This window comes from Isoptericola sp. b408 (genome assembly GCF_030588085.1).
GTDB lineage: Bacteria > Actinomycetota > Actinomycetes > Actinomycetales > Cellulomonadaceae > Isoptericola > Isoptericola sediminis.
On record NZ_JAUQYQ010000001.1, the window covers coordinates 760,828 to 786,309 of the forward strand.

The 25,482-nt window shown below is 72.9% G+C and carries 29 protein-coding genes and 1 tRNA gene; 14 read left to right on the forward strand and 16 right to left on the reverse strand.

Annotated features, from left to right (window positions below):
• Positions 1-2: 2 nt before the first annotated feature.
• Complete coding sequence (locus Q6347_RS03485; protein ID WP_304606694.1) at positions 3-1,070, reverse strand: hypothetical protein; 1,068 nt, start codon at positions 1,068-1,070, stop codon at positions 3-5.
• 16 nt (positions 1,071-1,086) lie between these two features.
• Complete coding sequence (locus Q6347_RS03490) at positions 1,087-1,305, reverse strand: hypothetical protein (RefSeq protein ID WP_304602644.1); 219 nt, start codon at positions 1,303-1,305, stop codon at positions 1,087-1,089.
• An 81-nt stretch (positions 1,306-1,386) separates the two neighbouring features.
• Between Q6347_RS03490 and Q6347_RS03495 the strand changes: the two genes are divergently transcribed.
• Both Q6347_RS03495 and Q6347_RS03500 read left to right on the forward strand, forming a co-directional pair.
• Positions 1,387-1,860 carry a MarR family winged helix-turn-helix transcriptional regulator gene (locus Q6347_RS03495; protein WP_304606695.1) on the forward strand — a complete coding sequence of 158 codons (474 nt, stop codon included), beginning with the start codon at positions 1,387-1,389 and terminating at the stop codon, positions 1,858-1,860.
• On the forward strand, positions 1,857-2,927 hold the full coding sequence (locus tag Q6347_RS03500) for a Gfo/Idh/MocA family protein (RefSeq protein WP_304602642.1): 1,071 nt from the start codon (positions 1,857-1,859) through the stop codon (positions 2,925-2,927). Before Q6347_RS03495 ends, Q6347_RS03500 begins: the two co-directional genes overlap by 4 nt.
• Positions 2,928-2,991: 64 nt before the next feature.
• Here Q6347_RS03500 and Q6347_RS03505 read toward each other — a convergent pair whose 3' ends face one another.
• Positions 2,992-3,390: a pyridoxamine 5'-phosphate oxidase family protein gene (locus Q6347_RS03505; protein WP_171246481.1), complete on the reverse strand. Its 399-nt coding sequence runs from the start codon at positions 3,388-3,390 to the stop codon at positions 2,992-2,994.
• A gap of 127 nt (positions 3,391-3,517) precedes the next feature.
• Here Q6347_RS03505 and tmk point away from each other — a divergent pair, with 127 nt between their 5' ends.
• From tmk to Q6347_RS03525, 4 genes are all read left to right on the forward strand, one after another.
• The gene (tmk, locus tag Q6347_RS03510) at positions 3,518-4,267 is read left to right on the forward strand and encodes a dTMP kinase (RefSeq protein WP_304606696.1); all 750 of its coding nucleotides are present in this window, start codon (positions 3,518-3,520) and stop codon (positions 4,265-4,267) included.
• Positions 4,264-5,400 (forward strand): DNA polymerase III subunit delta', encoded by a 1,137-nt coding sequence (locus Q6347_RS03515; RefSeq protein ID WP_304602640.1) that lies wholly within the window; start codon positions 4,264-4,266, stop codon positions 5,398-5,400. The genes tmk and Q6347_RS03515 overlap by 4 nt, the downstream gene beginning before the upstream one ends.
• Positions 5,401-5,489: 89 nt before the next feature.
• Positions 5,490-7,067, forward strand: coding sequence for an alpha/beta hydrolase (locus tag Q6347_RS03520; protein WP_304606697.1), 1,578 nt, complete (start codon positions 5,490-5,492; stop codon positions 7,065-7,067).
• 278 nt (positions 7,068-7,345) lie between these two features.
• A tRNA-Thr gene (locus Q6347_RS03525) sits at positions 7,346-7,418 on the forward strand.
• 76 nt (positions 7,419-7,494) lie between these two features.
• Here Q6347_RS03525 and Q6347_RS03530 read toward each other — a convergent pair.
• Positions 7,495-8,778 (reverse strand): ankyrin repeat domain-containing protein, encoded by a 1,284-nt coding sequence (locus Q6347_RS03530; RefSeq protein WP_304602638.1) that lies wholly within the window; start codon positions 8,776-8,778, stop codon positions 7,495-7,497.
• A 32-nt stretch (positions 8,779-8,810) separates the two neighbouring features.
• Between Q6347_RS03530 and Q6347_RS03535 the strand changes: the two genes are divergently transcribed.
• Positions 8,811-8,957 carry a hypothetical protein gene (locus tag Q6347_RS03535; RefSeq protein ID WP_304606698.1) on the forward strand — a complete coding sequence of 49 codons (147 nt, stop codon included), beginning with the start codon at positions 8,811-8,813 and terminating at the stop codon, positions 8,955-8,957.
• A gap of 105 nt (positions 8,958-9,062) precedes the next feature.
• On the forward strand, positions 9,063-9,770 hold the full coding sequence (locus Q6347_RS03540; RefSeq protein ID WP_304606699.1) for a VOC family protein: 708 nt from the start codon (positions 9,063-9,065) through the stop codon (positions 9,768-9,770).
• Positions 9,771-9,810: 40 nt separating this feature from the next.
• Here the strand turns inward: Q6347_RS03540 and Q6347_RS03545 are convergent, their stop codons facing one another.
• From Q6347_RS03545 to Q6347_RS03555, 3 genes are all read right to left on the reverse strand, one after another.
• The gene (locus Q6347_RS03545; protein WP_304602636.1) at positions 9,811-10,161 is read right to left on the reverse strand and encodes an STAS/SEC14 domain-containing protein; all 351 of its coding nucleotides are present in this window, start codon (positions 10,159-10,161) and stop codon (positions 9,811-9,813) included.
• Positions 10,162-10,486: 325 nt separating this feature from the next.
• The gene (locus Q6347_RS03550) at positions 10,487-10,996 is read right to left on the reverse strand and encodes a DUF2127 domain-containing protein (RefSeq protein ID WP_304606700.1); all 510 of its coding nucleotides are present in this window, start codon (positions 10,994-10,996) and stop codon (positions 10,487-10,489) included.
• Positions 10,997-11,003: 7 nt separating this feature from the next.
• Positions 11,004-11,399 carry an ester cyclase gene (locus Q6347_RS03555; protein WP_304606701.1) on the reverse strand — a complete coding sequence of 132 codons (396 nt, stop codon included), beginning with the start codon at positions 11,397-11,399 and terminating at the stop codon, positions 11,004-11,006.
• Between the two features lie 121 nt (positions 11,400-11,520).
• Between Q6347_RS03555 and Q6347_RS03560 the strand changes: the two genes are divergently transcribed.
• Positions 11,521-12,189: a GAP family protein gene (locus tag Q6347_RS03560; RefSeq protein ID WP_304602633.1), complete on the forward strand. Its 669-nt coding sequence runs from the start codon at positions 11,521-11,523 to the stop codon at positions 12,187-12,189.
• A 32-nt stretch (positions 12,190-12,221) separates the two neighbouring features.
• Positions 12,222-12,605 (forward strand): DUF1622 domain-containing protein, encoded by a 384-nt coding sequence (locus Q6347_RS03565; RefSeq protein ID WP_304606702.1) that lies wholly within the window; start codon positions 12,222-12,224, stop codon positions 12,603-12,605.
• 14 nt (positions 12,606-12,619) lie between these two features.
• Here Q6347_RS03565 and Q6347_RS03570 read toward each other — a convergent pair whose 3' ends face one another.
• The 3 genes from Q6347_RS03570 to Q6347_RS03580 form a co-directional block, all read right to left on the reverse strand.
• Positions 12,620-13,432 (reverse strand): DUF4239 domain-containing protein, encoded by an 813-nt coding sequence (locus Q6347_RS03570; protein WP_304606703.1) that lies wholly within the window; start codon positions 13,430-13,432, stop codon positions 12,620-12,622.
• A 107-nt stretch (positions 13,433-13,539) separates the two neighbouring features.
• Positions 13,540-13,845: an SHOCT domain-containing protein gene (locus Q6347_RS03575; RefSeq protein ID WP_304606704.1), complete on the reverse strand. Its 306-nt coding sequence runs from the start codon at positions 13,843-13,845 to the stop codon at positions 13,540-13,542.
• 30 nt (positions 13,846-13,875) lie between these two features.
• Positions 13,876-14,334: a DUF6325 family protein gene (locus Q6347_RS03580; protein ID WP_304606705.1), complete on the reverse strand. Its 459-nt coding sequence runs from the start codon at positions 14,332-14,334 to the stop codon at positions 13,876-13,878.
• A 160-nt stretch (positions 14,335-14,494) separates the two neighbouring features.
• Between Q6347_RS03580 and def the strand changes: the two genes are divergently transcribed.
• A complete protein-coding gene (gene def / locus Q6347_RS03585; RefSeq protein ID WP_304602627.1) occupies positions 14,495-15,181 on the forward strand; it encodes a peptide deformylase in 687 nt (228 codons plus the stop codon).
• 6 nt (positions 15,182-15,187) lie between these two features.
• Here def and Q6347_RS03590 read toward each other — a convergent pair whose 3' ends face one another.
• From Q6347_RS03590 to Q6347_RS03605, 4 genes are all read right to left on the reverse strand, one after another.
• The gene (locus tag Q6347_RS03590) at positions 15,188-15,916 is read right to left on the reverse strand and encodes a hypothetical protein (protein WP_304606706.1); all 729 of its coding nucleotides are present in this window, start codon (positions 15,914-15,916) and stop codon (positions 15,188-15,190) included.
• A gap of 139 nt (positions 15,917-16,055) precedes the next feature.
• Complete coding sequence (locus Q6347_RS03595; RefSeq protein WP_304606707.1) at positions 16,056-16,634, reverse strand: alpha/beta family hydrolase; 579 nt, start codon at positions 16,632-16,634, stop codon at positions 16,056-16,058.
• A gap of 41 nt (positions 16,635-16,675) precedes the next feature.
• A complete protein-coding gene (locus tag Q6347_RS03600) occupies positions 16,676-17,539 on the reverse strand; it encodes a universal stress protein (protein ID WP_304606708.1) in 864 nt (287 codons plus the stop codon).
• Between the two features lie 57 nt (positions 17,540-17,596).
• Positions 17,597-18,259, reverse strand: a complete 663-nt coding sequence (locus Q6347_RS03605) for a hypothetical protein (RefSeq protein WP_304606709.1) — start codon at positions 18,257-18,259, stop codon at positions 17,597-17,599.
• Positions 18,260-18,463: 204 nt separating this feature from the next.
• On the opposite strand from Q6347_RS03605, the gene Q6347_RS03610 reads away from it, so the two are divergent.
• Positions 18,464-21,031 (forward strand): ATP-dependent Clp protease ATP-binding subunit, encoded by a 2,568-nt coding sequence (locus tag Q6347_RS03610; RefSeq protein WP_171246465.1) that lies wholly within the window; start codon positions 18,464-18,466, stop codon positions 21,029-21,031.
• Between the two features lie 92 nt (positions 21,032-21,123).
• On the opposite strand, the gene Q6347_RS03615 is transcribed toward Q6347_RS03610, so the two are convergent.
• Positions 21,124-21,843, reverse strand: coding sequence for an HAD hydrolase-like protein (locus Q6347_RS03615; RefSeq protein ID WP_304602622.1), 720 nt, complete (start codon positions 21,841-21,843; stop codon positions 21,124-21,126).
• Between the two features lie 16 nt (positions 21,844-21,859).
• Positions 21,860-22,861, reverse strand: coding sequence for an NAD-dependent epimerase/dehydratase family protein (locus tag Q6347_RS03620; RefSeq protein WP_369810798.1), 1,002 nt, complete (start codon positions 22,859-22,861; stop codon positions 21,860-21,862).
• Between the two features lie 86 nt (positions 22,862-22,947).
• On the opposite strand from Q6347_RS03620, the gene Q6347_RS03625 reads away from it, so the two are divergent.
• Together Q6347_RS03625 and Q6347_RS03630 are read left to right on the forward strand one after the other, a co-directional pair.
• Complete coding sequence (locus tag Q6347_RS03625; RefSeq protein ID WP_304602620.1) at positions 22,948-23,622, forward strand: glycosyltransferase; 675 nt, start codon at positions 22,948-22,950, stop codon at positions 23,620-23,622.
• Positions 23,623-23,914: 292 nt separating this feature from the next.
• A complete protein-coding gene (locus Q6347_RS03630) occupies positions 23,915-25,471 on the forward strand; it encodes an LPXTG cell wall anchor domain-containing protein (protein ID WP_304606711.1) in 1,557 nt (518 codons plus the stop codon).
• Positions 25,472-25,482 lie beyond the last annotated feature (11 nt).

A 25,482-nucleotide genomic window follows, 5' to 3' on the forward strand; every position in this document is an offset into this window, starting at 1 on the left:
GGTCAGCTGCCGGTCGCCCGCCGGTAGGCCGCCGCTCCCGCGGTCCCCGTCCGGCGCCAGGCGGTCGCCGCGGGGCCGCCGTCGAGGGGGACCGAGGCGTGCCAGGCGTACGTCGTGGGCCAGGTGCGGAACACCGGCAGCGCCGTGGTGACGAGGCGCATCAGCCACGGCAGTCGGCGCGGACGCCACTGCCGGGTCACCGCGAGCTCGACCTCGGCGCGACCGTCGACGACCTCGACGCTCCAGGTGCCGCCCGTGAGCAGCGCGTCGTCGAGCAGCACGCGCCACGCACCGTGCCGGGCGTCGCCGTCGGCGAGCTCGCCCGGGTCCGGCAGGGGCGGGCGGAAGAGCACCCGCGCGGCATGTCCGTCCGCGGTGGCGCGGACGCCCCGCAGCGCGTCACCGTCGGTGGTGGCAGCGGCCTCCCCGGGCCCGCCCGCGACGGCCGGGGGATCGCCGTCGCGGTTCAGCTCCAGCACCCACAGCCGGCCGGAGGTCTTGACCAGGAGCCTGCCGTGGAGGCGCCCTGCGGGCAGCCGGCCGGTCGCCACGTCCCGGCCCCCGATGCGGACCACGGGGTCGTGACCCGGGATCGCGCGCAGCAGGTCGAAGCTCGGCATCCACACGAGCATCAGCGAGGCCGGCTGCCGGATCGCGGCACCCAGGGGCGCGAGCAGCGCTGCCGGCCGCCGGGGGCCGGCAGCGCGGTCGTCGACGTCGATCTCGACCACGTGGCCGTCGGCGTCGGCGAACCGCACCTGCGCCACCGTGCCGGCGTCGCTCACCTCGAGCCGGTCCCGGTCGAAGTCGATCTCGCGCCACGACCGGATGCCGCCGCCGATGCCGTAGCGGGCGCGGTCCAGCCGCAGGCCACGCTGGACGGCGTAGTCGACGGTGCCGTCCGCCCGACGGGTGAGGAACGCGAGCATTCCGGTGCCGTGCTCGGGGTCGTCGAACCGCTGGAGCTCGAAGCCGTCGTAGACGGGGTCGTCGGCGAGCTCGGCGTTGAGCATGGCGGGGACCTGTCCCAGGCGCAACGAGATCGGCACGGCAGCGTGCGGCGTCGTCATGGCGGCCCCCGCGCGGTCAGTCGGGGTGGCGCTCGACGACGTAACGGTGGCCGTCGGCCCCGGTGACCTGTTCGTAGGTGCTGTGCAGGCGGGCCTCGCGAGCCAGGTCCTCGGCGCTCGGGGGCACGGGCGGTGTCCTGCGGATCGACGCCGGCCCGAAGACCGGCAGGAACGACTCGGTGAACCGCATGCCCCAGGTGCGGTCGTCGTCCGGGCGGCGGCGGAACAGTCCCACGGCGTCTCCTGATGTGTGGCCCACCAAAGATTGGTGCACCAACTATATGTCGGACCGGAGGGCTCGGCCTACCCTGAGCGCATGGACCGACCGGTGGATCCCCTCGCGCTCGAGACGCAGGTCTGCTTCGCGCTGTCGGCGGCGTCCCGGGCGATGGTGTCGCTGTACCGCCCGGTGCTCGAGCCGCTCGGTCTCACCCACCCGCAGTACCTCGTCCTGCTGGGCCTGTGGGAGGCCGCCGGTGCAGGGCGCACCACGACGGCGACCGGGCTCGCCGGCCGGCTGTACCTCGACCCGGGCACGCTCTCGCCCCTGCTCAAGCGCCTGGAGCAGCAGGGACTCCTCGAGCGGCGACGGTCCGCCGCGGACGGGCGCGTGGTCGAGGTGCACCTCACCGAGGCCGGCCGGGCCCTGCGGTCCGAGGCGGTCGAGGTGCCGGGTCGTGTCGTGGCGGCCTCGGGGCTCGGCCTCGACGACCTCGATCGGGTGCGCGCCGCCTCCGCGGCGGTGATCGCCGCCGCCCACCGCGACGCCGCGCCTACGGTGGACCCATGACCGATCGCACCGCCGCCACGCCGTCCACCTACGCCGCCCGTCTCACCGCCGACGACCTCGCCGGCACCGTGCCCGACCTGATGGCCGCCCCGGCGATCCGGTGGGGGGTGCTCGGTGCGGGGAACATCGCCGGGTCCTTCTCCGACGGCGTCCGGGACCGCACGGCGTCGCGGGTGACCGCCGTCGGCTCCCGCTCGGTGGACAAGGCCCAGGCCTTCGCCGACGCCCATGCACCGGGTGCGCGGGCCCACGGGTCGTACGAGGACCTGGTGGCGGACGACGACGTCGACGTGGTCTACGTCGCCACCCCGCACTCGCACCACCTCGAGCACGCCCGCCTCGCGATCGCCGCCGGCAAGCACGTCCTCGTGGAGAAGCCGCTCACCCGCTCGGTGGCCGAGTCGCGTGCGCTGCTCGACGCCGCGCGCGAGGCCGGGGTGTTCCTGCTGGAGGCGGTGTGGACCCGCTACCTGCCGCACGTCGCGGCGATCCGCGCGGCGATCGCCCGCGGCGAGATCGGCGAGGTGCGCACGGTGCTGGCCGACTTCGACATCTACCGGGACTACGACCCGACGCACCGGCTGTTCGCCCCGGAGCTGGCGGGGGGTGCGCTGCTGGACCTCGGCATCTACCCGATCACCCTCGTGCACGACCTGCTGGGCGTGCCGGCCGAGACCGTCGCCCGCGGGACGCTGGCGGAGACGGGCGTCGACGACCACGTCAGCATGATCCTGCGGTACGAGTCCGGCGCCCAGGCGGTGCTGCACACGTCCTCCACCGCCAAGGGCGCGGCCGGCGCCCGCATCATCGGCACGCGCGGCCACATCGAGATCCCCGAGTGGTTCTTCACCCCGACCGGCTTCCGGGTGGTGCGGGACGACGGCACCACCTGGTCGTTCACCTCCCCGGCGGGGGAGGGCAAGGCGTACGAGGCCGCCGAGGTCGCCCGGTGCCTCGCGGCCGGGCGGACCGAGAGCCCGCGGATGCCGTGGGAGCACACCCTCGAGGTGATGAGCATCCTGGACGACGCGCGCGCCCAGCTCGGGGTCGTCTACCCCGGCGAGTGAGCGCGACCGCCGGGGAGCCAGCGACCGCCGGGGCCGCCGCGGCGGGCCTGGCGGCGCCCGCCGGTCACCGGGTGAGCCGGCGGCCGCTCATCTCGGTCGGCGTGATCCGGACCCAGACGTTCTTGCCGTCGTCGAGGTAGGGCACGAGCTCGGTCGCCTCGGCGGCGGCGATGTCCTCGTCCTTCTCCAGGACCTCGGCGGTGCCCTTGAGCACGACGCTCGAGGCGGTGTCGAAGCGCCACTCGTCCGCCTCGAAGGCGACACGGTTGTTGACCGTCACCTCGACCAGCTTGCTGCCCGGACGGGTGAGGAAGTAGACGTGTCCGTCGGCGACGGCGTGCGAGACCGGGAAGATCTCCGGCTCGCCGGCGACGGCGGTCGCGAGGCGGCCGATCGGCTGCGCGGCCAGCACGGCCCAGCACTCGTCCGGGGTGAGCGTGGTGGTTGTTCCGTCGTCGGTCATCGTCGTCCCCTTCGGTCGTGGTGTCCCTATCGTCCCGCTACCGGGAGGGTCCTGCGTGCCGAGGACCCCCTGATGCGACCAATACCACAGCACGAGCCGTGTGGGACGGCCCGGTTAGGGTGTGGGCGTGAGCAGCGCACCCGGGTACTTCGTGTCCTTCGAGGGCGGTGACGGCGCCGGCAAGTCGACGCAGGCCCGCCTGCTCGCGGAGTGGCTCGGCACGGTCACCGGGCGCGAGGTCGTGCTGACCCGCGAGCCCGGGGGCACGGCCCTGGGGGCGGAGCTGCGCCGGGCCGTGCTGCACGGCGGCGACGTGGACCCCCGCACCGAGGCCCTGCTGTACGCCACCGACCGGGCCCACCACGTGGCCACCGTGATCCGGCCGGCGCTGGAACGCGGCGCCGTCGTCGTCACCGACCGGTACCTCGACTCCTCGGTCGCCTACCAGTCGGGAGGGCGCGAGCTGTCCCAGGACGAGGTCGAGAACCTCTCACTATGGGCCACCGACGGACTGCTGCCGGCCGTCACGGTGCTGCTCGACGTCGATCCCGCCACCGCCGCCGCGCGCCGCGAGGGACAGCCCGACCGGCTCGAGCGGGCCGGACTCGACTTCCACCGCCGCACCCGCGACGCGTTCCTGCGTCGGGCGAGCGCGGACCCGGGCCGGTGGCTCGTGGTCGACGCCACCGGCACGGTCGACGACATCCAGGCGCAGATCCGCGTGGACGTCGCCTCGCGCCTGGACCTGACCCCCGTCGTCGGCGAGGCCGTGCGGTTGGCCGACCCCGAGGTCGCCGCCGTGCGCAGGTGGGCGTCGGCCGATCCCTCCGACGTCGGGCCCGAGCACGCCCGCACGGACCAGGAGGGGACGTCGTGACCGTCTGGGACGACGTCGTCGGCCAGCCCGAGGCGGTGGGCGTGCTGCGGCGCGCCGCGACCGACCCGAGCGCGATGACCCACGCATGGCTGCTGACGGGACCGCCCGGGTCGGGCCGGTCCGTCGCGGCGCGCGCCTTCGCCGCCGCGCTGCAGTGCCCCGAGGGCGGGTGCGGGCGCTGCCGCGCGTGCACGACCACCCTGGCCGGGACCCACCCGGACCTGACGGTCGTGGCCACGGACAAGGTCGTCATCGCGATCGACGAGGTGCGCGACCTCATCACCACGGCGTCGCGCACGCCGTCGGCCGGCCGCTACCGCGTCATCGTCGTCGAGGACGCCGACCGGATGGTCGAGCGCACGACCAACGTGCTGCTCAAGTCGATCGAGGAACCGCCGGCGCACACCGTGTGGGTGCTGTGCGCACCCAGCAGCCAGGACGTCCTCCCGACGATCCGTTCGCGGTGCCGCAGCGTCGCGCTGCGCGTGCCCCCGGCCCGGGACGTCGCCGACCTGCTGGTGCGCCGCGACGGGGTCGACCCCGCGGTGGCGCTGCAGGCGGCGCAGGCCGCGCAGTCCCACGTCGGGATGGCACGCCGGCTGGCGCGGGACCCGGAGGCTCGGCAGCGCCGGGCGGACGTGCTCCGGATCGCGCGCCGCATCCGCGGGGTGCCCGACGCCGTGCTGGCCGCCGCCGACCTCGTGGAGGTCGCCAAGGCCGAGGCGGCCGCCGCGACCACCGAACGCGACGCCGCCGAGAAGTCCGAGCTCCTACGTGCGCTGGGCGTGGCCGAGGGAGAGACCGTCCCGCCCAAGCTCCGGTCGCAGGTCAAGCAGCTCGAGGACGACCAGAAGCGCCGGGCGACCCGTAGCCAGCGCGACGTCCTCGACCGGGCGATGGTCGACCTGCTCTCGCTCTACCGCGACGTGCTGGTCGTCCAGCTCGGCGCGGACGTCGAGCCGGTCAACGGCGAGCAGGCCGACACGGTGCGCGGCCTGGCCCGCGACTCGACACCCGAGCAGACGGTGCGTCGCATGGACGCGATCGGTCAGGCGCGGGAGCGGCTGGAGGGCAACGTGGCGCCGTTGCTCGCCGTCGAGGCGATGGCGATCGCGCTGCGTCCCCAGGGCTGACAGCCCCTTCCTGCCATCAGCGACGACGCGCCGGAGGAGGTTCGGTGAAGGTGCCGGGCCGGGCTCGACGCGGCCGGTAGGTTGTCCGGGTGAAGTTCCCCGCCCGCCGCCCCCGCCCGTACCCCGACGTCCCCGCCGGCCGACGGACCGGCGTGCTGGCAGGGGTGGCCGCCGCCGCGCTGGCGCTCGCCGGCTGCACGGCCGACGCGCCGGCCAAGACCGCGACCCCGGTGGGCGAGGCGACCGTCGAGGCGGGCTCCGACCCCGTGGCCGGCGGCCCGGAGGGTTTCGAGGACTTCTACGCCCAGGACCTGGAGTGGTCCGGCTGCCGTGGCGGGTTCGAGTGCGCGACGGCGACGGCGCCGCTGTCCTGGGACGACCCCGAGGCCGGCAGCATCGAGCTGGAGCTCGTGCGCACGCGGGCCACGGGGGAGAAGGTCGGCTCCCTGCTGGTCAACCCCGGTGGACCCGGCGGGTCGGGGACCGACTTCGTGGAGAACGGCTCGTTCGGGGAGCCGCTGCGCGAGTCGTTCGACATCGTCGGCTTCGACCCGCGCGGGGTCCAGGACTCGACGGCGGTCACCTGCTTCGACGACGCCAAGAAGGACGAGTACCTCAGCGAGGACTACGACCTGACCACCGACGCCGGTCTCGAGGACGCGCGGGAGTCGGCCGCCGCCTGGGCCGAGGCGTGCGAGCAGAACACCGGCGAGCTGCTCGGTGAGGTCGACACCCAGAGCGCCGCGAAGGACATGGACCTGCTGCGCGCGGTGCTCGGTGACGACCAGCTGCACTACCTCGGGTTCTCCTACGGCACGAGCCTGGGTGCGACCTACGCGGGGCTGTTCCCCGACCGTGTCGGCCGACTGGTCCTGGACGGCGCGATCGACCCGACCCTCGACGCCGACGAGATCTCCGCCGGGCAGGCGGTCGGTTTCGAGAACGCGCTGCGCGCCTACGTCACCGACTGCCAGGCGGGCGCGGACTGCCCGCTGACCGGGTCGGTCGACGAGGGCATGCAGCAGGTGCGCGACGTCCTCGACCGCGCCTACGACAACCCGTACCTGACCAGCGGGGACCGCGACGTCACCCAGACGCTCGCGTTCTACGGGGTCGCGGTCACGCTGTACGCCGAGCAGAGCTGGCCGGTGCTCACCCAGGCCCTCGACGAGGCGATCAACGCCGGTACCGGGGACACGCTGCTCTACCTGGCCGACTTCTACAACGACCGGAACGCCGACGGGTCGTTCGCGACCAACTCCACCGAGGCGTTCACGGCGATCAACTGCCTGGACAGCGCGGGTGCGACGGACGTCGAGACGATGCGTGCCGAGGCGAAGGAGATCGAGGAGGCCGCCCCGACGATGGGCTCCTTCTTCGGGTACGGCGGCCTCTCCTGCGCCGACTGGCCCTACCCGCCGGCCGAGCAGGAGTACGACGTCGCGGCGCCCGGGGCCGACCCGATCGTCGTCATCGGCACCACCAACGACCCGGCGACGCCGTACGTGTGGTCCGAGGGGATGGCCGACGCGCTCGACTCGGGGGTGCTGGTGACCTACGAGGGCGAGGGGCACACCGCCTACGGCCGGTCGAACGACTGCATCGCCGACGCCGTGGAGAACTACCTCATCGAGGGCACGGTGCCCGAGGACGGCCTCACCTGCTGACCCGACTCCTCGCGAGTCAGGACCGTTCCCCGCGAGTCAGGACGATCTTCCGCGGGTCAGGATCGTTCCCCGCGAGTCAGCACACTCCGCGCCGAGTCAGCGTGGCCTGCCGCGAGTCAGGGCGGTCTGCCGCGAGTCAGGACGGCGTGCGCCGGGCCGTTCATAGAGTGTGACCGACCCGACGACGTCGCTCCACGGATCGCTTTGGAGTCCGGCCTGACCGTCGGGTAGTGTTGCCTCGCCCGCTGATCGGGACCTGTCCCGGTCGTGCACGGCACGCCGCCTTAGCTCAGTCGGTAGAGCGATTCACTCGTAATGAATAGGTCGTCGGTTCGATTCCGACAGGCGGCTCCCTCCGAAGCCCCAGGTCAGGCCAAGCGCCCCGCCTGGGGCTTCGTCGTTCTCCGTGCGTGCATCGCCCCGCAGCTCAGGCATGACCACCGTGGGCCTCGAGCAGCCTCGTGATCTCGGCCGTACCCTCACGGGCCTTCTTGTGCCGCCGGCGCTGGGCCCACGTCCACGGCGTCTGCTTGCCCGTCGTGCGGGCATTGACGTCGGCGCCGGCTTCGAGCAGGCGTTCGGCAGCCCGGGGGGCGACGAACAGCACGGCCCAGTGCAACGGCGTCTCGTCGAAGCTCGTGCGCACGTCCGGGTCGGCCCCCGCCGCGATCATGGCGTCGACGAGCTCGGGCGAGTCGTTGACCACTGCCAGGAACAGCGGCGTCGGCCCGGTGCGGGACTTGCTGAAGGGGTGCACGGCAAGAGCTTGGCCGATCAACGTGCCGTGGCCCCAGGTCTCGACGGTGATCGGCGGGTACTGGACGGGGCTCCAGATGTCCGCGCTGCCCTGAGAGTTCAGCGCCAGTTCGTAGCGGCGGTTCACGTCGGCGCCCAGCTCGACCAGGCGCAGGGCGATCCGCGCCTGGTCGGCTGTCATACGGCGTCCGGCCATGGCGTAGACGAACGGGATGACGTCGGTGGCACGCGCCCGTCCGGTGTCACCCGCGAGCGCCAGGCCGAGGAGCCAGTCGATGCCGTGGTCGTCGTCCCGGGCGACCTCGGCGAAGCGGTCGTCCATGACGAGCTGGGACACCTCGTCGACCCTGCCCTGCTGGACGGCCACCCCCAGCTCGTCGCGCAGACTCGTGAGGGCCTTGCGCCGCTCGATCTCCTCCTTGGTGTGAGCGCCGCTCTCACGGATGGTGTCCCGGCGAGGCTCGCCACCGGCGGCTTCGAGGAGACGGACGACCTCGTGGAACGGTTCCCGCGCGCTCTCCGGCCTGATCTCCGCCGCCTGCCGCGCCACGTCGTGGGGGCTCATGCGCTTCTCCGACAACGCGTTGACGTCCGCTCCGAGCTCGACGAGTGTGGAGACCACCTCCGCACGGCCACCCTCGGCGGCGTCGTGCAGCGGCGTGCGGCCCTTGCTCGTGCGGACGTCCACATCCGCGCCGGCCCGAACGAGGGCTCGGACGGTCCGGGCATCCTCGGCGCAGTGGAGCGGGGTGCCGATCAGCTTCGCCTCGGCCGTGACGTCGGCGCCCCGGTCGAGGAGCAGCCGGACCATGTCGGGGTCGCGGGTGACCGTGGCCAAATGCAGCGGCGTCGCATGGGTCATGCGGTCCTGCTGGTTGACGTCCTCACCCTGGTCGAGCAGTCGCCGGACCAGCTCGATGTCGTCGGCGCGGACTGCCTTGGCGAGCTTCTTCACGGCCACCCTCTCCTTCGAGGTGCTCCCGTCGCGTGACGGCCGGACGCGAGGGCGCGGCGGTCGACGTCGTGCCGGCCCAGGGCCGGTCCTTCGGCTTGTATACCGCCGTGACCCTCCACCTGCACGACGATGGTCGTCCGTCCGTCGGCGATCTCACCGTCGACCTGATGACGGCGTAGGAGCTCCTCGACCCCCCGCGACTCCCGGTCGTGGTGCCGTCCCGGGGTTGCCGGTTCCTGGTGACGGCGGGCGACCGGGCGACACCGTCGATATCGTCGCTGGGCATGGACATGCTCACGGGTGACGAGATCGCCCGGGCCGGTTTGACCGACTGGCGCAAGCTGGCTCAGGGGCTGCACGCCCGCTACCTGACCGCCGACTTCGACACCGGCGTGCGCTTCGTCGCCGCGCTGGGCGCGGTGGGCGACCCGATCGGTGACCACCTGAGCGTGTCGATCGGCGCGGGGCACGTCGACCTCCGGTTGATGAGCGACGACGCCGTTTTCCGCGACGACGAGGGCACCGAGCACGTCGTCCAGTGGGTGACCCAGCGCGACGTCGACCTCGCCCGACGGATCTCCGAGATCGCCGCCGAGCACGGGGTCGATGCCCACCCCACCGCGGTCGGTGTCATCGAGCTCGGCCTCGACACCGCCCGTTCCGGGACCATCGCCCCGGTGTGGGCCGCCCTGCTGACCGGGGACTCGGAGGCGCAGGGCCACGGATCTCCCAGCGACGAGGTCCGGGACGCCACGGGACGGGTGCCGAACCTGTGGTTCGGGAGCTCTGGCGAGCAGGAGACCGCGGGGCAGCGGTTGCACGTCGAGGTCTACGTGGCACCCGAGGTGGCCGAGCAGCGGGTCGCCGCCGCCGTCGCCGTGGGCGGGACCGTCGTCGACGACAGCGACGCCCCGGGGATCACCGTGGTCGCCGACCAGGACGGCAACACCGCGACCGTGTGCGTCGACGTGTCCGCCGCACCGCCGGACTGAGCCGGCGACCCGCTCCGGCCAGGCAGCGCTCGTCGGCGTCCTACTCGGCGACCCAGTCCCAGGCGGCGTCCTGGTCCGTGAAGAACTGTGCGTCCTGCGCGTAGAACGGTTCGGCGAGACGCGCGAGCCACTTCTCCCAGCCGTGATCCCCGACGACGGCCATCCGCTCGATGACGTGCCGGAAGTGCTCACCGAACCGGAGGTCGGCACCCCAGGCCTCGGCCTTCTCCCACCGGAAGTCGGTCAGGTCCAGCAGCAGCCGCGCTCTGCCGTGCTCGTCGACGACGGCCTGCACCGCCGGCACGAGCTCCTCGTAGTCCTCGCGGGTGACGTCCCCGACGACCCGGTAGCCGAGCACCGCGTCGTCGCTGCGGGCGATCCTCTCGATCATGTCGTCCTCCTCCGACGGCCACGGCCAGCGTCACCGCGATCCGCCCGGCCCGCACCTTCTCGGGCCACGCGACCTGTGTCCGGTGGAGAGGTCGTGGAGGGGTGAGGACGCGCGGGTGAGCCTCGTCGTCCGCGCGCTACGGTGGCGTCTTCCCTGGTTGTCGGGTCGCTGACGGAGGCACCCATGCAGGCAGACCACGACGACGGGTTCGCGCGGGAGTACCAGGAGACGAACACCTCGGGTCTGTTCAACACCGCCGTTCTTCGGCTTTCTGTTCTTCGTCCAAAGGGCGCGGTAGACGTCGCCGGGGCGTCATCACCCGCGGTCACCCGCGGGCGGTGAGCCAGTCCGTGGTGCTGCGCAGGGTCTCGCGCAGCGTGCGGCCCTCGCGCCACTCCCGCCACGTCAGCAGGACGATCAGCGCGTCGAAGACCGTCAGCAGGGCGACGACGACGGTCGGGTGCACCACGAGCTCGTAGACCTGGTAGCCGAGGAATGCCAGCAGCACCGCGACGGCCCAGGGGTAGACCCGTCGCGTCCCCAGCACCAGCGCCCCGACGATGCCGATCTTCACGACCCCGTGGATCAGCAGGTACGCGGCCAGGAACGACGCGGTCCCGGCGTCGAGGTTCTCGACGCCCCGCAGCAGGACGTGTGCGAGCAGGTCGTGCGGGTCCTCGGCGAGCTCGGGCGCGGTCAGGGCGTCGGCGGCGTCGCGGAGCTGGGCCGGCGTCACGATCAGCAGCACGACGCCGACGATCAGCTCGACGACGCCGTCGACCCCCTTGAGCAGCACGCCGACCAGGAAGACGAGGTCCAGCACCCGGTCGCGCATCGCTCGGTCAGCGCCCGAGCTGCGCGTCGAGCGCCGGGCGGTCGAGCAGCTCCCACACGTCGGTGATGCGCGGACCGTCGAACCGGAAGAAGAACATGTGCTCGACGTCGATCGTGCGTCCGGTCGGCGCGAGGCCCTGCCACGCGCCGCGATGCGTGCCGTGGAGCGTCGCGTGGACCGCCGCGACGTCGTCGGAGGCGGTCACGGCGTGCACGTCGAACCGGAGGTCGGCGAAGGCCTCGTGCCAGGCGCCGACGATCGCCTCGAGCTCGGCAAGGTCCGTCGTCCGGTGCTGACCGCCCACGTGGAGCTCGAACGTCCCGAGCGCCGGGGTGAGCGCGTCGAAGCGCTGCTCGTTCCATCCCTGGTCGAAGACGGCGCGCACGATCCCTGCCCGGTCCATCCACGTCACGCTAGCAACGACCTCGTCGCCAGGCGTCGAGAGGATGGTGCCGGGGCCGCTCTGCGGGGGACCGGGCGTGCGGATACCGTGAGACCGCCGGTGACACGCGGAGGTGGGCGGCATGGGTGAGGCGGTCGGCGTCACGATCGGCTACGCGGTCGGTATCGCGATCAGCCCGCTGCCGGTCGCGGCGGTGATCCTCATGCTCTTCAGCAGGCGTGCCCGCGTGAACAGCCTCGTGTTCATGCTCGCCTGGATCGTCGGCGTCGCGGGCGTGGTCACGCTCGTCCTGCTGATCCCGGGGCTCGGGACCGACAGCGGTGAGCCGGGCACCACCGCGGGGTGGGTCAAGCTCGTGCTGGGTGCGCTCCTGCTGCTGACGGCCGGCCGTCAGTGGGCCGGGCGGCCGGGCCCCGACGACGAACCGCCCGTCCCGGGCTGGATGTCGCGCATCGACGAGCTCCGCCCCGTCGCCGCCGCGGGCCTGGGGGTCGCGCTGTCGGCGGTGAACCCCAAGAACCTCCTGCTCGCAGCGGCCGCCGGCGCCTCGTTGGGCGCGCTGTCGCTGTCGACCGGCGGGACGGTGGCGTCGGTGGCGGTGTTCACCGCCCTGGCCACGCTGACGGTGACGCTGCCCGTGCTCGGCTACCTGGTCGCGGGACGACGGCTCGCCCCCGCGCTCGACCGCACCAAGACGTGGTTGATCGCGAACAACGCCACGGTGATGGCGGTGCTCCTGGTCGTCTTCGGCGTCAGCCTGCTCGGGGACGCGCTCCAGATCCTGACCTGATCGGCGAGGTGACCCCACGGGAGGAGGCCCGGATGGACGACGTGGAGGCGGTACCGGCCATCGGCGACTGGAGCCTCGCCGAGAACATCTCCATCTGGATCGAGGTCGTCGCGATCGCGGTCATCACGGTCGCCGTCGTGGCGGCGTTCGTCGCCGGGGCCAGGACGTGGCGGACCGCCGGGGTGCGCGACGCCGTCGAGCGCGTCAAGCAGTCGGTGGGCCGGGGCCTGCTGCTCGGACTGGACCTGCTGATCGCCGCGGACGTGATCCGGACGGTCACGCTCGAGCCGACCCTGCAGAACGTCGCCGCGCTGGGGCTGCTCGTGGTCGTGCGGACCTTCCTGTCCTGGTCCCTCATGGTCGAGCTGCACGGGCGGTGGCCGTGGCAGCGCGGCCGGGGGACGCCGCAGGACTGAGCCGGGGACCAGGGCTACCCGCCCGAGGCAGGGCAGGGGCGGGCGGCGACGTCGGGGGCGGACTGCTCCATCGCGACGGTGGTCTGGTCGATGAGGTTCGGCGAGATCCGACCGGAACCCGGTGCGAACGGGTTGTTCAGCGCCACGACCAGGATGACCAGGACCCCGGTGAACGCGGTGGACAGACCCATCAGCAGGGCCTGCGTCCGCGGCGTGGCAGGCAGGGTCACGACGAAGAGCAGCACGAGCACGAGCAGCCCGCCGCCGACCACCAGCATCCACATGGTGTTCGGAAGACCGGTCGAGGCGGCCACGAGGCGGGTCTCCCGGGCGGTCGAGATGGAACCGACCTGGACGAGGATGTTCGTCGCCACGGCTGACGAGAAGGCCCCCTCGGGAGGCGGACCCGCCTGGCCGAGCGACGCCACGAGACCCGCGTACGCGGCGTCCGACTCGGGCGCCGCCGTGCCGTCCTGCATCGCGGGCCAGTCGTCGGCGGACACGGAGCGGGCGTAGCAGATCAACGCGTGCTGCACGTCCGGGGCGGCGTCCTCGAACAGCTTCACCTCCTCGAAGGCGGTCCCGATCGACGTCGCCTCGTCCCCGACGGCGTTGCGGGCGTTGGCGAACGCACCGAACAGATAGAGGATCGAGAAGCCGATGATCACCCCGAAGGCCGTCGCCACGTACCCCAGGGTCGCGGACCAGGGCGCCGGCTCGACCGATTCGAGCCGGGGCGCCGTCCGCCGCACCAGCAGGGAGATTCCAGCGGCGAGGAGACCGAGGGCGAGCAGGATGAGTGCGCTGACCACCGGGCTGAACGACATGACCCCACGTCCTCTCCGAGCCGCATCCCCGCGCTCGTCCGACCACCAGCGTTCCAGCAGTGCGAGCGACTCGCGATCCATCGGGGAGGGCGCTCAGCCGCGGTCCGTCAGCCCCCGAGGATCTTCGCCTTCTGCTGGGCGAACTCCGCGTCGGTGAGGACCCCGGCGTCACGGAGCTTCCCGAGCCGTTCGAGCTGGGCGAGCATGTCGTCCGCGCCCGCCGGGGCGGCGGCCGGAGCCGGTGCGGGTGCCGGGGGCGGCGTCGGTGGGGCGCTGTACTGCGGCGGTGGTTCCTGGGCGTACGCCTGGTTCGCCCACCGGTTGGCCTGCCGTCGGGAGACGCGGTTCGAGACGGCGGTGGCGGTGCCGGCGATGGCCGCCGTCCGCGCCACGCCGCGGAGCAGTCCGGGCATGTCAGATCTCCTGGGATCGGGGTCGGGTCGTCACGATTCGTCCTCGCCGTCCACGGCGTCGAGCAGCACGTCCAGGGGGATGCGGCCGAAGGCGACCAGCTCGCCGCCGCTGCGTCGCATCGCCGCGGCGAAGGGCGCCGCCCAGGTGTTCTCGTACAGCAGCACCCCGGCGGCGCTGCCGGGCTCGAGGGCGGCAGCAGCCTCCGCCAGGTCGTCGTCCCCCAGCAGCCCGGAGCGGGCGCCCTCGAAGACCTCGAGCTCGACACCGTCCGCCCCGAGGTCCTCCAGCGCGAGCCCGCTGACCGAGCCGTCCTCGGCCTTGCGCAGGAAGGCCAGGTCCAGGATGCGGATCACGCCGCGGTCGACGAGGTCGACGAGGATCGGCCAGCCCTCACCGGTCATGCGGTCGCCACGGAACTCGATGACGAGGTAGTCGACGGGCCCCATCAGCACCTCGTCCGATCCGGGTGCCGCCGCCGCGTCGCTCACGTCGAGATCCTCTGGTACGTGTCGTCGGCCATCTGCGCAACCTCCCGTCCGTCGCCGCGCTCGAGCGTCGTCCGACCGCGTCCGTTGCGTCCATGATCACGCCGCGCGGGCGACGTCGCACACCCGGACGCCCACGGGGGCCACGGGTACCCTCGGGGGCATGCCTTGGACCTTCGGGCGTCGGCGCCCCACCACCTACCTGCTCGGTGAGCCCGTCGACCCGTACCCGGCCCAGGTGCCGGAGGCGCGGCGCGGTCGCGCGCTGCGCATCACCGAGATCGGGGAGCCGGTGCTGCACGGCCCGGCGCGGCGCGTCGAGCAGTTCTCGACGCCGGAGCTCGCGCGGCTGGTCGACGACCTGTTCGCGACGATGGAGGTGGCGCAGGGTGTGGGTCTGGCCGCGCCGCAGGTGGGGGTCGACCTGCGCGTCTTCGTCTACGACCTCACGGACGACCGGGGTGACCGCCACGTGGGTCACGTGGTCAACCCGGTGCTCGAGATCGACGACACCGCGGAGCTGGTCACCGAGGACGAGGGCTGCCTGTCGGTGCCCGGTGCCTACGAGCCGCTCGCGCGGCGCGCGGGGGCGAGCGTCCGGGGTGTCGACCAGCACGGAGGCCCCGTGCAGCTCGACGCCACCGGCTACCTGGCGCGGGCGTTCATCCACGAGTGCCAGCACCTCGACGGCGTCCTGTACTGGGACCACCTGTCCCGGGACCTGCAGCGGGACGCGCTGCGTCAGCGCGACGAGGAGCGCGAGGGCGTGCTGGCGGACCGGCGGGAGATCGCCCTGGAGCTGGGCAAGCGCCCGGCGGACTATCCCGAGCAGCCGGCCGGAGGTCGCTGAGGGACCTCAGTCGGCGCGGAACCGCGCCCGCAGGGCCACGGCGCCACCGACCGCGACGCCGACCGCGGCCAGACCCAACCCGATGGCGGCCCAGGTCTCACCGTCCAGGATGCGGTCCTGGGCGCTCCACAGGTCGCTGTCGCCGGGTTCACCGCCGGCCGGACCGTCGGCGAGCGGGGCGGCCGACGGCGACGGCGTGGGGCCGGTCTTGGTGAAGGTCGGCGAGGGTGTGGCCGACGGCGACGCCGACGCGCTCCGGCTGGGCGACGGGGTCGGCGTCGGGGAGGGGGTCTCCTCCTCCGGCGTGGGCTCGGCGGAGGTCGGCTCGGGCTCGGGGGCCGGCTCGTCCTTCGGCTCCTGGGGCGCCGTCGTGGTCTGGTCGGAGCTCGACGGCGGCCGCGCGGTGGACGTGCCGGTGCACCGCTGGCCTCCGGAGCCCTCGCGGAACTCGCCGACGCCGGGGACCCGGACGTAGGTGACGCAGTAGCCGTCGGGCATGGCGCCGGGCGCCTTGGTGAACGGGACCTCGCCGGCACGGCCCATCGACATCGGTTCGGTGAGCCACTCGAACCGCCACTCGTCCAGGCTGCGGATGGCGTAGGTGACCTGGTCCTCGTGCGCGCGCTGGTCGCGGTCGCGGTAGGTGACGCCGTCGGTGGTGACGTCCAGGTCGTCGTCGGCGGCGACGGCGGAGGAGCCGATCCCGCTCGCGGCACCGGCCAGCACGATGCTCACGACGACACGGGAGACGAGGTGGGCGCTACGCACGTGGACCTTCCGACGCTGGGACCGGCTCGCGCCGGACGGCGACCCACATGCTAGGGGAACAATCGTCGTTCCCGGCACTCGTGCCGGCGATCGGCGTGGCTCGACCTCAGAGGGAGTCGACCCACTCCGCCACGGCGTCCGCCACGTCGTCGACGGCCTTGACGTCGTGGGCGCCGCGCAGCGTCGTCCGGGTGACGGGGCCGGGGATCGCCGCGGTGCGCTCGGCGAGCTCCTCGGGGCTGCCGAAGGGGTCGCGGTCGCCGGAGACGAAGAGCACGGGCAGGTCGAGCTCCCCGAAGTGCTCCGTGCGCAGCTTGTCGGGCTTCCCGGGCGGGTGCAGCGGGTAGCTGAGCAGCACGAGCCCGGCGGCGGGCAGGCCCTCGGCGACGGCCATCGAGCACATCCGGCCGCCGTAGGAGCGTCCGCCGAGCAGGAGGCGGTCCGTCGGGACGCCGAGCCGTGCGGCCAGTGCCTCGGTCTCGGCCCGGACGTGGGCGATCGCGACGGGAGGTCGGTCCGGGGCGCGCTTCCCGGCGGTGCGGTAGGGGAAGTCGACGCGCTCGACGGGCAGCGGTGGGTCGTGGGCGGCCAGGCGGTCCTCGACGGCGCGCAGAGTCGGGTGCTCGCGGTCCGCACCGGCACCGGGGGTGAGCAGCAGGCCTGCGGGGGTGGTCGCGGTGGGCATGGGGCCAGTGTGACCCCGTCGTGTCCCCGGCGCGTGCCGGCTCAGCCGTGGAGCACGGTCACGGGACTGCTCGCGTAGTCGAGCACCTGCCGCGCCGTCGAGCCCAGCACCAGGCGGTCGAACCCGCCGAGGCCGCGCGTGCCGACCACGATCCGGTCGGCACCGGCCGAGGCCTCGATGAGGACCTTCGCCGCCTGGCCGTGCACCACCCGTGGCCGGACCCGGTCGGGCGACAGCGGCAGCTCGACCGCACGGATGACGTCCTCCAGGCGTTCCCGTGCGAAGCGCTCGTAGTCGTCGATCGGGGGTGCCCATCCCCACGAGCCCGGCAGCGGCGCGAGCGTCGTGATCTGCCAGGCGAACACCGGTTCCAGCACCGCCCCCAGGCGTGCGGCCACCCGGGCGGCGTGCACGAGCGCGGCCACCGAGTGGCCGGAGGTGTCCACGCCCGCGACGACCCGCGGCCTGTCCGAGGGTTGGTCCGGGCCGCTCTGGTCGCCGTCCTCGGGGCGGCGCACGACGGTCACCGGGATCCGGCTGTGCTCCACCACCGTGGTCGAGACCGAGCCCAGCAGCCGGCGACCCAGGCGGTTGCGCCGTCGTCGGCCGAGCACCAGCATCTCCGCGTCGTCGGCCGCCGCCATCAGCGCCTCGGGCTCCGGGCCGTGCACCACCCGGACCTCCGCCTCGAGCTCACCGCCGTGGCGCTCGCGGGCGCGTCCGAGGATCTCCGCGGCCTCCGCCTCGCGCTCGGCCAGCACGGCGCCGAGCGACTCCTCGTCCCGCTCGCGGGCGACCATCACGACGACCAGCGGCAGGCGTGCCGACATCGCCTCCGCCGCCGCCCAGTCCAGCGCCTCGTCGGCCTCGACCGACCCGTTGACCCCGACCACGATGCCGTCCATGGACCCACGGTAGGACGGTGGTCGTGACCAGGCACGACGACGGCGGGCCGGGGAGGCTCAGCGGCGCTCGGGCGGATGCAGCAGCGACCGGATCGGTCGCGTCACGACGGTCACGCGGTCCACGAGGTCGGCCGGACCGGTGATCACCAGACCGCGTCCCGGGGTCGCGACGTGCACGGCGACGACGTCGCGCACCTGCACCTCGGTGGCGGCGACCGGGTGCCCGTCGACGTCGAACGTGTCGTGCTCCAGCTCGACCGCGTCGACCTCGGCCACGATCGCCCGCATCGCGCTGCGGTAGTCCGCGAAGTCGTCGGCGAAGTCCCGGCCGGGCCGCGGCGCCGGCTCGGCGTCCGGCTCGACGGGCGCCGCGATGTCGGCGTGCAGGGGTGCCGCCAGGGCTCCGCTGGCGGCGGCGCGGACCACGTCCTCGACCGCGTCCTCGGCCACCGCCGTCCGGAGGGTCTCGACCTCGAGGGACTCGCCGGCGAACGTGCGGTAGGAGCGCACGAACCGGTCCGACGTCGGGTCGGTGTCGTCCTCGCAGCCCGTCAGCGCCTCGTCCTCCAGGTCGAGACCCCAGGTCAGGGGGTCCTCGACCTCGCCGACCCGCCCGGCGAAACGCGCCATCCGCGGGTCGACGTCACCGGCGTGCTGCGGGTTCGGGGTGGTGTCCTGGCCGGCGCTCTCGTGCCCGGCGTCGTGCCCGCCGTCGTCCATGGGGACCTCCCGGTGCGTGTGGCCACTTGCCCTCACTTTTCCCCGCCCGGCGCGAACCGGCAACGGGCCACGCCGTCACGCCCCTGGCGAACACGGGCATTCCGAGGCCGTTCGGTGAGTTGGGAGCGAATAGAGTCGTAGCGGTCAGGCTGTCGCCGTCACACCGACGGGGTGCAGGAATGCCGCCCGCATGAGGAGCAGCACATGTTCGAGAGATTCACGGACCGAGCCCGTCGGGTCGTCGTCCTCGCCCAGGAAGAGGCGCGGATGCTCAACCACAACTACATCGGGACCGAGCACATCCTCCTCGGCCTCATCCACGAGGGTGAGGGCGTGGCGGCCAAGGCGCTCGAGTCCCTGGGCATCTCGCTCGACGGCGTCCGCGCACAGGTCACCGAGATCATCGGCGAGGGCCAGCAGGCCCCCAGCGGGCACATCCCGTTCACGCCGCGCGCCAAGAAGGTGCTGGAGCTGTCGCTGCGCGAGGCGCTGCAGCTCGGCCACAACTACATCGGCACCGAGCACATCCTCCTCGGCCTCATCCGCGAGGGCGAGGGCGTGGCCGCCCAGGTGCTGACGAAGATGGGCGCCGACCTGAACAAGGTGCGCCAGCAGGTCATCCAGCTGCTGTCCGGCTACCAGGGCAAGGAGCCGGTCGCCGCCGGGAGCCCCCAGGAGGGCCAGCCGTCCGGCTCGGCCGTGCTGGACCAGTTCGGCCGCAATCTCACCCAGGCGGCCCGCGAGGGCAAGCTCGACCCGGTGATCGGCCGGACGACGGAGATCGAGCGGGTCATGCAGGTGCTGAGCCGCCGCACCAAGAACAACCCGGTCCTCATCGGCGAGCCCGGCGTCGGCAAGACGGCCGTCGTCGAGGGGCTGGCCGCGGACATCGTGCGCGGTGACGTCCCCGAGACGCTGAAGGACAAGCAGCTCTACACCCTCGACCTCGGTGCGCTGGTGGCCGGGTCGCGCTACCGCGGTGACTTCGAGGAGCGCCTCAAGAAAGTCCTCAAGGAGATCCGCACCCGCGGCGACATCATCCTGTTCATCGACGAGATCCACACCCTCGTCGGGGCCGGCGCCGCCGAGGGCGCGATCGACGCCGCCAGCATCCTCAAGCCGATGCTGGCCCGCGGCGAGCTGCAGACCATCGGTGCCACGACGCTCGACGAGTACCGCAAGCACGTCGAGAAGGACCCGGCCCTGGAGCGCCGCTTCCAGCCGATCCAGGTCAACGAGCCCTCCCTCGAGCACACCATCGAGATCCTCAAGGGCCTGCGTGACCGGTACGAGGCGCACCACCGGGTGTCCATCACCGACTCCGCGCTGGTCTCGGCCGCCCAGCTCGCCGACCGGTACGTCAACGACCGGTACCTGCCGGACAAGGCGATCGACCTCATCGACGAGGCGGGCGCGCGCCTGCGCATCCGCCGCATGACCGCCCCGCCGGAGCTCAAGGAGCTCGACGAGGAGATCTCCGAGGCGCGTCGCGAGAAGGAGTCGGCGATCGACGAGCAGGACTTCGAGAAGGCCGCGGGTCTGCGTGACACCGAGAAGCAGCTCACGCAGAAGCGCGCCGAGAAGGAGAAGGCCTGGAAGTCCGGCGACCTCGACACGGTCGCGGAGGTCGACGACGAGCTGATCGCCGAGGTGCTGGCGATGTCCACCGGTATCCCGGTGGTCAAGCTGACCGAGGAGGAGTCCTCCAAGCTCCTGCACATGGAGGACGAGCTGCACAAGCGCGTCGTCGGTCAGGACGCGGCGATCAAGGCGCTCTCGCAGGCCATCCGCCGCACGCGTGCCGGGCTGAAGGACCCGAAGCGTCCCGGTGGCTCGTTCATCTTCGCCGGCCCCACCGGCGTCGGGAAGACCGAGCTGGCCAAGGCGCTCGCCGAGTTCCTCTTCGGGGACGAGGACGCGCTCATCCAGCTCGACATGTCCGAGTTCTCGGAGAAGCACACGGTCTCGCGGCTGTTCGGCTCGCCCCCCGGCTACGTCGGCTACGACGAGGGCGGCCAGCTCACCGAGAAGGTCCGTCGCCGTCCGTTCTCCGTCGTGCTGTTCGACGAGGTGGAGAAGGCGCACGCCGACATCTTCAACTCGCTGCTGCAGGTGCTCGAGGACGGTCGCCTCACCGACTCCCAGGGTCGCGTGGTCGACTTCAAGAACACCGTCATCATCATGACGACCAACCTCGGCACGCGGGACATCGCCAAGGGCGTCCAGACCGGCTTCAACGCCGGCGGCGACCTGGGCACCTCGTACGAGCGGATGAAGGCCAAGGTCAACGAGGAGCTCAAGCAGCACTTCCGGCCGGAGTTCCTCAACCGTGTCGACGACATGATCGTGTTCCCGCAGCTCTCCGAGCAGGAGATCATCGAGATCGTCGACCTCGAGATCGCCAAGCTGGACCGCCGTCTGCGCGACAAGGACATGGCGATCGAGCTGACCACGGCCGCCAAGAAGCTGCTCGCCGAGAAGGGCTACGACCCGGTCCTCGGTGCGCGGCCGCTCAAGCGGGCGATCCAGCGGGAGATCGAGGACTCGCTGTCCGAGAAGATCCTGTTCGGCGAGCTCAAGCAGGGCGAGATGGTCGTCGTCGACGGCGAGGGCGAGGGCATCCTCGGGGAGTTCACCTTCCGCGGGGTCCCCAAGTCCGAGCACGACCGCGGTCCCGTCTCGGTCGGTGCGTCGGCGGCGCTGGACGCCCCGTCCGGCGTCTCGGTCAAGGACCTGCCGCCCACCGGGCAGATGCAGGCCGGCGCCGAGTGACCCGGTGACCGCGTGAGCGACACCGCCTGACACCGCGAAGGCCCCGGAACCTGTGGAGGGTTCCGGGGCCTTCGTCGTGCCCGACGTCCGGCTCAGGCCCCGATCGCGTGGACGCCGACGCCGACACCTGCGCCGGCGTCCACGGTGATCGCAGCGGTGACGGCAAACGCGAGCGCGGTGACCTCCTCGACCATGTCGACGGCACCGGCCTCCTGCAGCTCGCCGTCCGGTGCGTAGCCCCAGGCGACCCCGAGGCAGTCGATGCCGTGCGCGGCGGCCCCGTGCACGTCGTGCTCCCGGTCGCCGACCATGAGCACCGGACCGTGGGCGGGGTCGACGGGGGAGAGGCGACCGGAGCCGGCCAGGGCGGCGGCGACGACGTCGGCCTTCGTCGAGGTGCTCCCGTCGCCGGCGGAGCCGTGCACGCGGTCGACCAGGTCGCTCAGCCCGAAGCGGTCGCAGATCGGGCGGGCGTACATCTCGGGCTTGCTGGTCGCCACGACGAGCTCGTACCCGGCGGCCCGCAGCTCGCCCAGCGCGTCCGCCACCCCGTCGAACACGGAGCAGTCGAACATCCCGCCGGCGGTGAACGCCTCGGTGTAGGCCTCCACCGCGGCGTCGGCGCGGTCCGCCGGGACGCCGTGGCCCGCGAAGGACTCGCTGACCGGCGGGCCGACGAACGTGCGCAGCGTGGCGTCGTCGGGCACCGGCAGCCCGATCGTGCGGTAGGCGTGGGCGACCGAGGCGGTGATCCCGGGAGCGGAGTCCATCAGGGTACCGTCGAGGTCGAGGAGGACGAGGGGCTGGGTCACGCCGGTGAGCCTACGGTCAGATCGCCCCGGCATGCTCGACGAGCCGGTCGAAACCGGCGTCGAGCACCGGGTCGACCTCCTGGGCGGCACGGTGGGCGTCGAACCAGGCGATCTGCTCGTGCGCCGCCTGGTCGTACGTGACCGTCGTCGCGAAGTCGGGCACCAGCGCCTGCAGCTTGGCGCAGTCGAACAGCATCGAGTGCGCCTTGTCGCCGAGCAGACCTGGCCCGACGTCGGGCAGCACGTGGGCGATCGTCTCGGAGGCGACGTGCACGATCTCCGGGTCGGGGACCCCGGCCGCCTGCCCGAGCCAGGTGTAGACCTGGTTCCAGGTGGGCGCGTGGGTGCCCATGATCTGGAAGGTGTCGCCGATCGCCAGCGGGTGGCCGAGCAGACCGACGAACCCGACCGCGAAGTCGTCGGTGTGGGTCAGGGTCCACAGGCTGGTGCCGTCCCCGGGCACCACGACGGGCCGTCCCGCGCGCATCCGGGCGACGTCGGTCCAGCCGCCGAGCGTGGGCAGCAGCGTGCGGTCGTAGGTGTGGCTCGGGCGCACCACGGTGGCGGGGAAGGCGTTCTCGCGGTGGGCGCGGACGAGCAGGTCCTCCCCGGCGATCTTGTCGCGGGAGTACTGCCAGAACGGGTTGCGCAGCGGCGTGGACTCGGTGACCGGCAGCCGCGCGGGGGGCGTCTGGTAGGCGGACGCGCTCGAGACGAACACGTACTGGCCGGTACGGCCGGTGAAGCGGGCGATGTCCCGGGCGACGTGGTCGGGGGTGAAGGCGCGGAACTGGGCGACCACGTCGAAGTCGCGGCCCTCCAGCACCGCGTCCACGGCGGCGTCGTCCGAGACGTCGGCGGTCAGCTGCTCGACCTCGGCCGGCAGCTCGCGGTGCGTCGACCGGCCCCGGTTGAGCACGGCGACACGGTGCCCCTGGGCGACGGCACGGTGGACGGACGCGGCGCTGATCACGCCGGATCCGCCGAGGAACAGGATGTCGAGGGGGTTGCGGGTCATAGGGGTCATGCTGCCCGACGGCGTCACACCGCGCCGGGTGGCGACGGTTGACCGACGGCCGTGGCCGGGCTGGGTACGGTGGGGCCGTGGCCTCGACCGAACCCTCCGCCTCGTCCCCGGACGACACCCCGACCGCGGTGCGGCTCCTGGTCGTCGGTGTCCTCTTCGCGCTCGCCGTGTCGCCGGCCGTGCTGCTGTTCGGACTGCGCGGCGCCGGAGCGGCCGGGACGGCGCTCGTGGCGCTCGCGCTGGTGTTCGTGGGTCCGGCGTTCTCCGCGGCGGCGTTCGCGCTGGGGGACAGGGCGATCGAGGAGGGTCTCGGACCCGTGGCGGCGTTCGGGCGCGGCTACCGGATCAACGCGATGGACGCCCTCGTGCTGTGGGTGCCCAGCGTGCTGGCGCTCGCGGGACTGACGCTCGCCGTGGCCTCCGGGATCGGCACGGCTCCCGCCTGGGCGACCGGTGTCGGGATCGGTGCCGCGGTGCTCCTGCTGCTCTGGCTGGTGCAGGCCACCGTGATCGCGTCGTTCTTCTCCTTCCGTGCCCGGGACACCGCCAAGCTCGCCCTGTACTTCCTCGGACGGCTGCCGCGGTCGACCCTCGTGGTGCTCGTCGCCGTCGTGCTGGCCGGTGCCGTCGGGTGGCTGATGTCCCCGGCGCTGCTCGCCCTGCTCGGAATCCTGTGGGTCGCGGCCGTGCTGCGCGCGGACCGGCCCCTGCTCGCCGAGACCCGGCAGCGGTTCGTCGCGGACGACTCCTGAACCGTTCGCGTCCCGGCGTGCACCGCGGGTCGCCCCGGCGAGGACACACCGGGTGAATTCGTTCTGCCGGTGAACAGGAGGCGGAACCGGCACGGAAGCCCTGAACAGGCGGAAAAGCGGGCCAGCGGTGCACAGGGGACGTGTCGGACGGGGCCGCACGGTCCGGCCCGGGTGCGGTCGGTGTCCCGTCGCAGGTCACGGGTGCTCTAGGCTTCCCAGGCCGTCTGCACGCCGATCCCCCGAGAGTGAGCTCCCAGCGATGACCGCTGCCCGTCTACGCCTACCGATCGCCATGATCGCCACCGCCGTGCTGATGTTGCTCGGCGCCCTCGTGGCCCTGCCCGGCGCCGCCCTGCCCGCGGGAGGTGCCGCTGTTGCCGGGAACGGCAACGGCCAGGCGACCTGCCCCGCCGACGGTGAGTGGTCCAAGATCGACGACCTCACCGGGACCGAGTACCTCGCCGAGGCGAGCGAGGGCCACCTCATCGCCGAGGTGTGCGTGAAGTCCGCGCGCACCGTCGAGCGACTCCTGGTGGACCCCCCGGCGAAGACCTTCCTGATCGTCTCGCCGTCGGACAACGGCAAGGGCAGCGTGCAGGAGATCAGCCACGTCTCGATCCGCGAGGTCGCGGACGACGGCGGCTGGCCGTACCCCGCGCCGACCTGCGAGGCCGGCTTGACGGTGACCTACCCGGACGGCGTGTCCGGCAACGACGTCAACGTCCGCGTCCGCAACCTCGACACCGACGCGGTGGAGACGTTCAACTTCCACCACGACACCGGCCGGTGGACGGGCGTGGAGAGCTTCGACCCCACGACGCTCGACCAGTGGCCCGGCTGGGCCCGCTACGCCTACGAGTGGGTGCAGGTCGACGGCACGAACTACCACTGGGAAGGCCTCGTGGAGTGCGAGGAGCCGACGCCGACGCCGGAGCCGAGCGTCGAGCCGAGCACGGAGCCGTCGGAGGAGCCCTCCGTCGAGCCCTCGGTCGAGCCCTCGGCCGAGCCCAGCGAGGAGCCGTCCGTCGAGCCGAGCACGGAGCCGTCGGAGGAGCCCTCCGTCGAGCCGAGCGCTGAGCCCTCGCAGGAGCCGTCCGTCGAGCCCTCCCAGGAGCCCAGCGAGGAGCCGTCCGTCGAGCCCTCCCAGGAGCCCAGCGAGGAGCCGTCCGTCGAGCCGAGCGTGGAGCCGTCGGAGGAGCCGACGTCCGCTCCGATCGAGCCCTCGCTGGCCGGCTCGGTCGCCGTCGGCGAGTGCGTCGCGAACGCGCCGTGGATCTCCTTCGACGTGGTCCTGACCGACCCGGACGGCCTGTCTCCCGAGCGCGCCGTGACCCTCGTGCTCACCGACGGGACGCACACGGAGACGCTTCAGCTCGGCACCCTCGGTGAGGACGGCACGCTGTCCGGTCGCACGCTGTGGCCCGGAGCCGCGGTGGCGGACGACGGGGAGACCCCGACGGCCTGGCCGGGCTGGGCGCAGCTCGAGGACGGTACCTGGGTGCCGACCAACGGCAACGACGCCTGGACGCGCGGGGACATCGAGGCGACGCTCGTCGTGAACCCGGAGATCTCCGTCGACCTGGTCTACCCGCCGGCCACGCCGAACTGCGCCGCCGCGCCGCCGCAGACCGAGCCGACGCCGGAGCCGTCCGTCGAGCCCTCGGAGGACGCCTCGGAGACTCCCGAGGAGGAGCCGACCGTCGACCCGACGCCGGTGTCCGGCGACGAGGTCGAGTCCGGCGCCGACGAGCTCCCGCAGACCGGCGCGCAGGTCACGCTGATCGCGATCGGCGCGCTCGTGCTGATCGGCGCGGGCGGGGCCATCGTCTGGCTGCGACGCCGGGCCTGATCCGCGGGGTT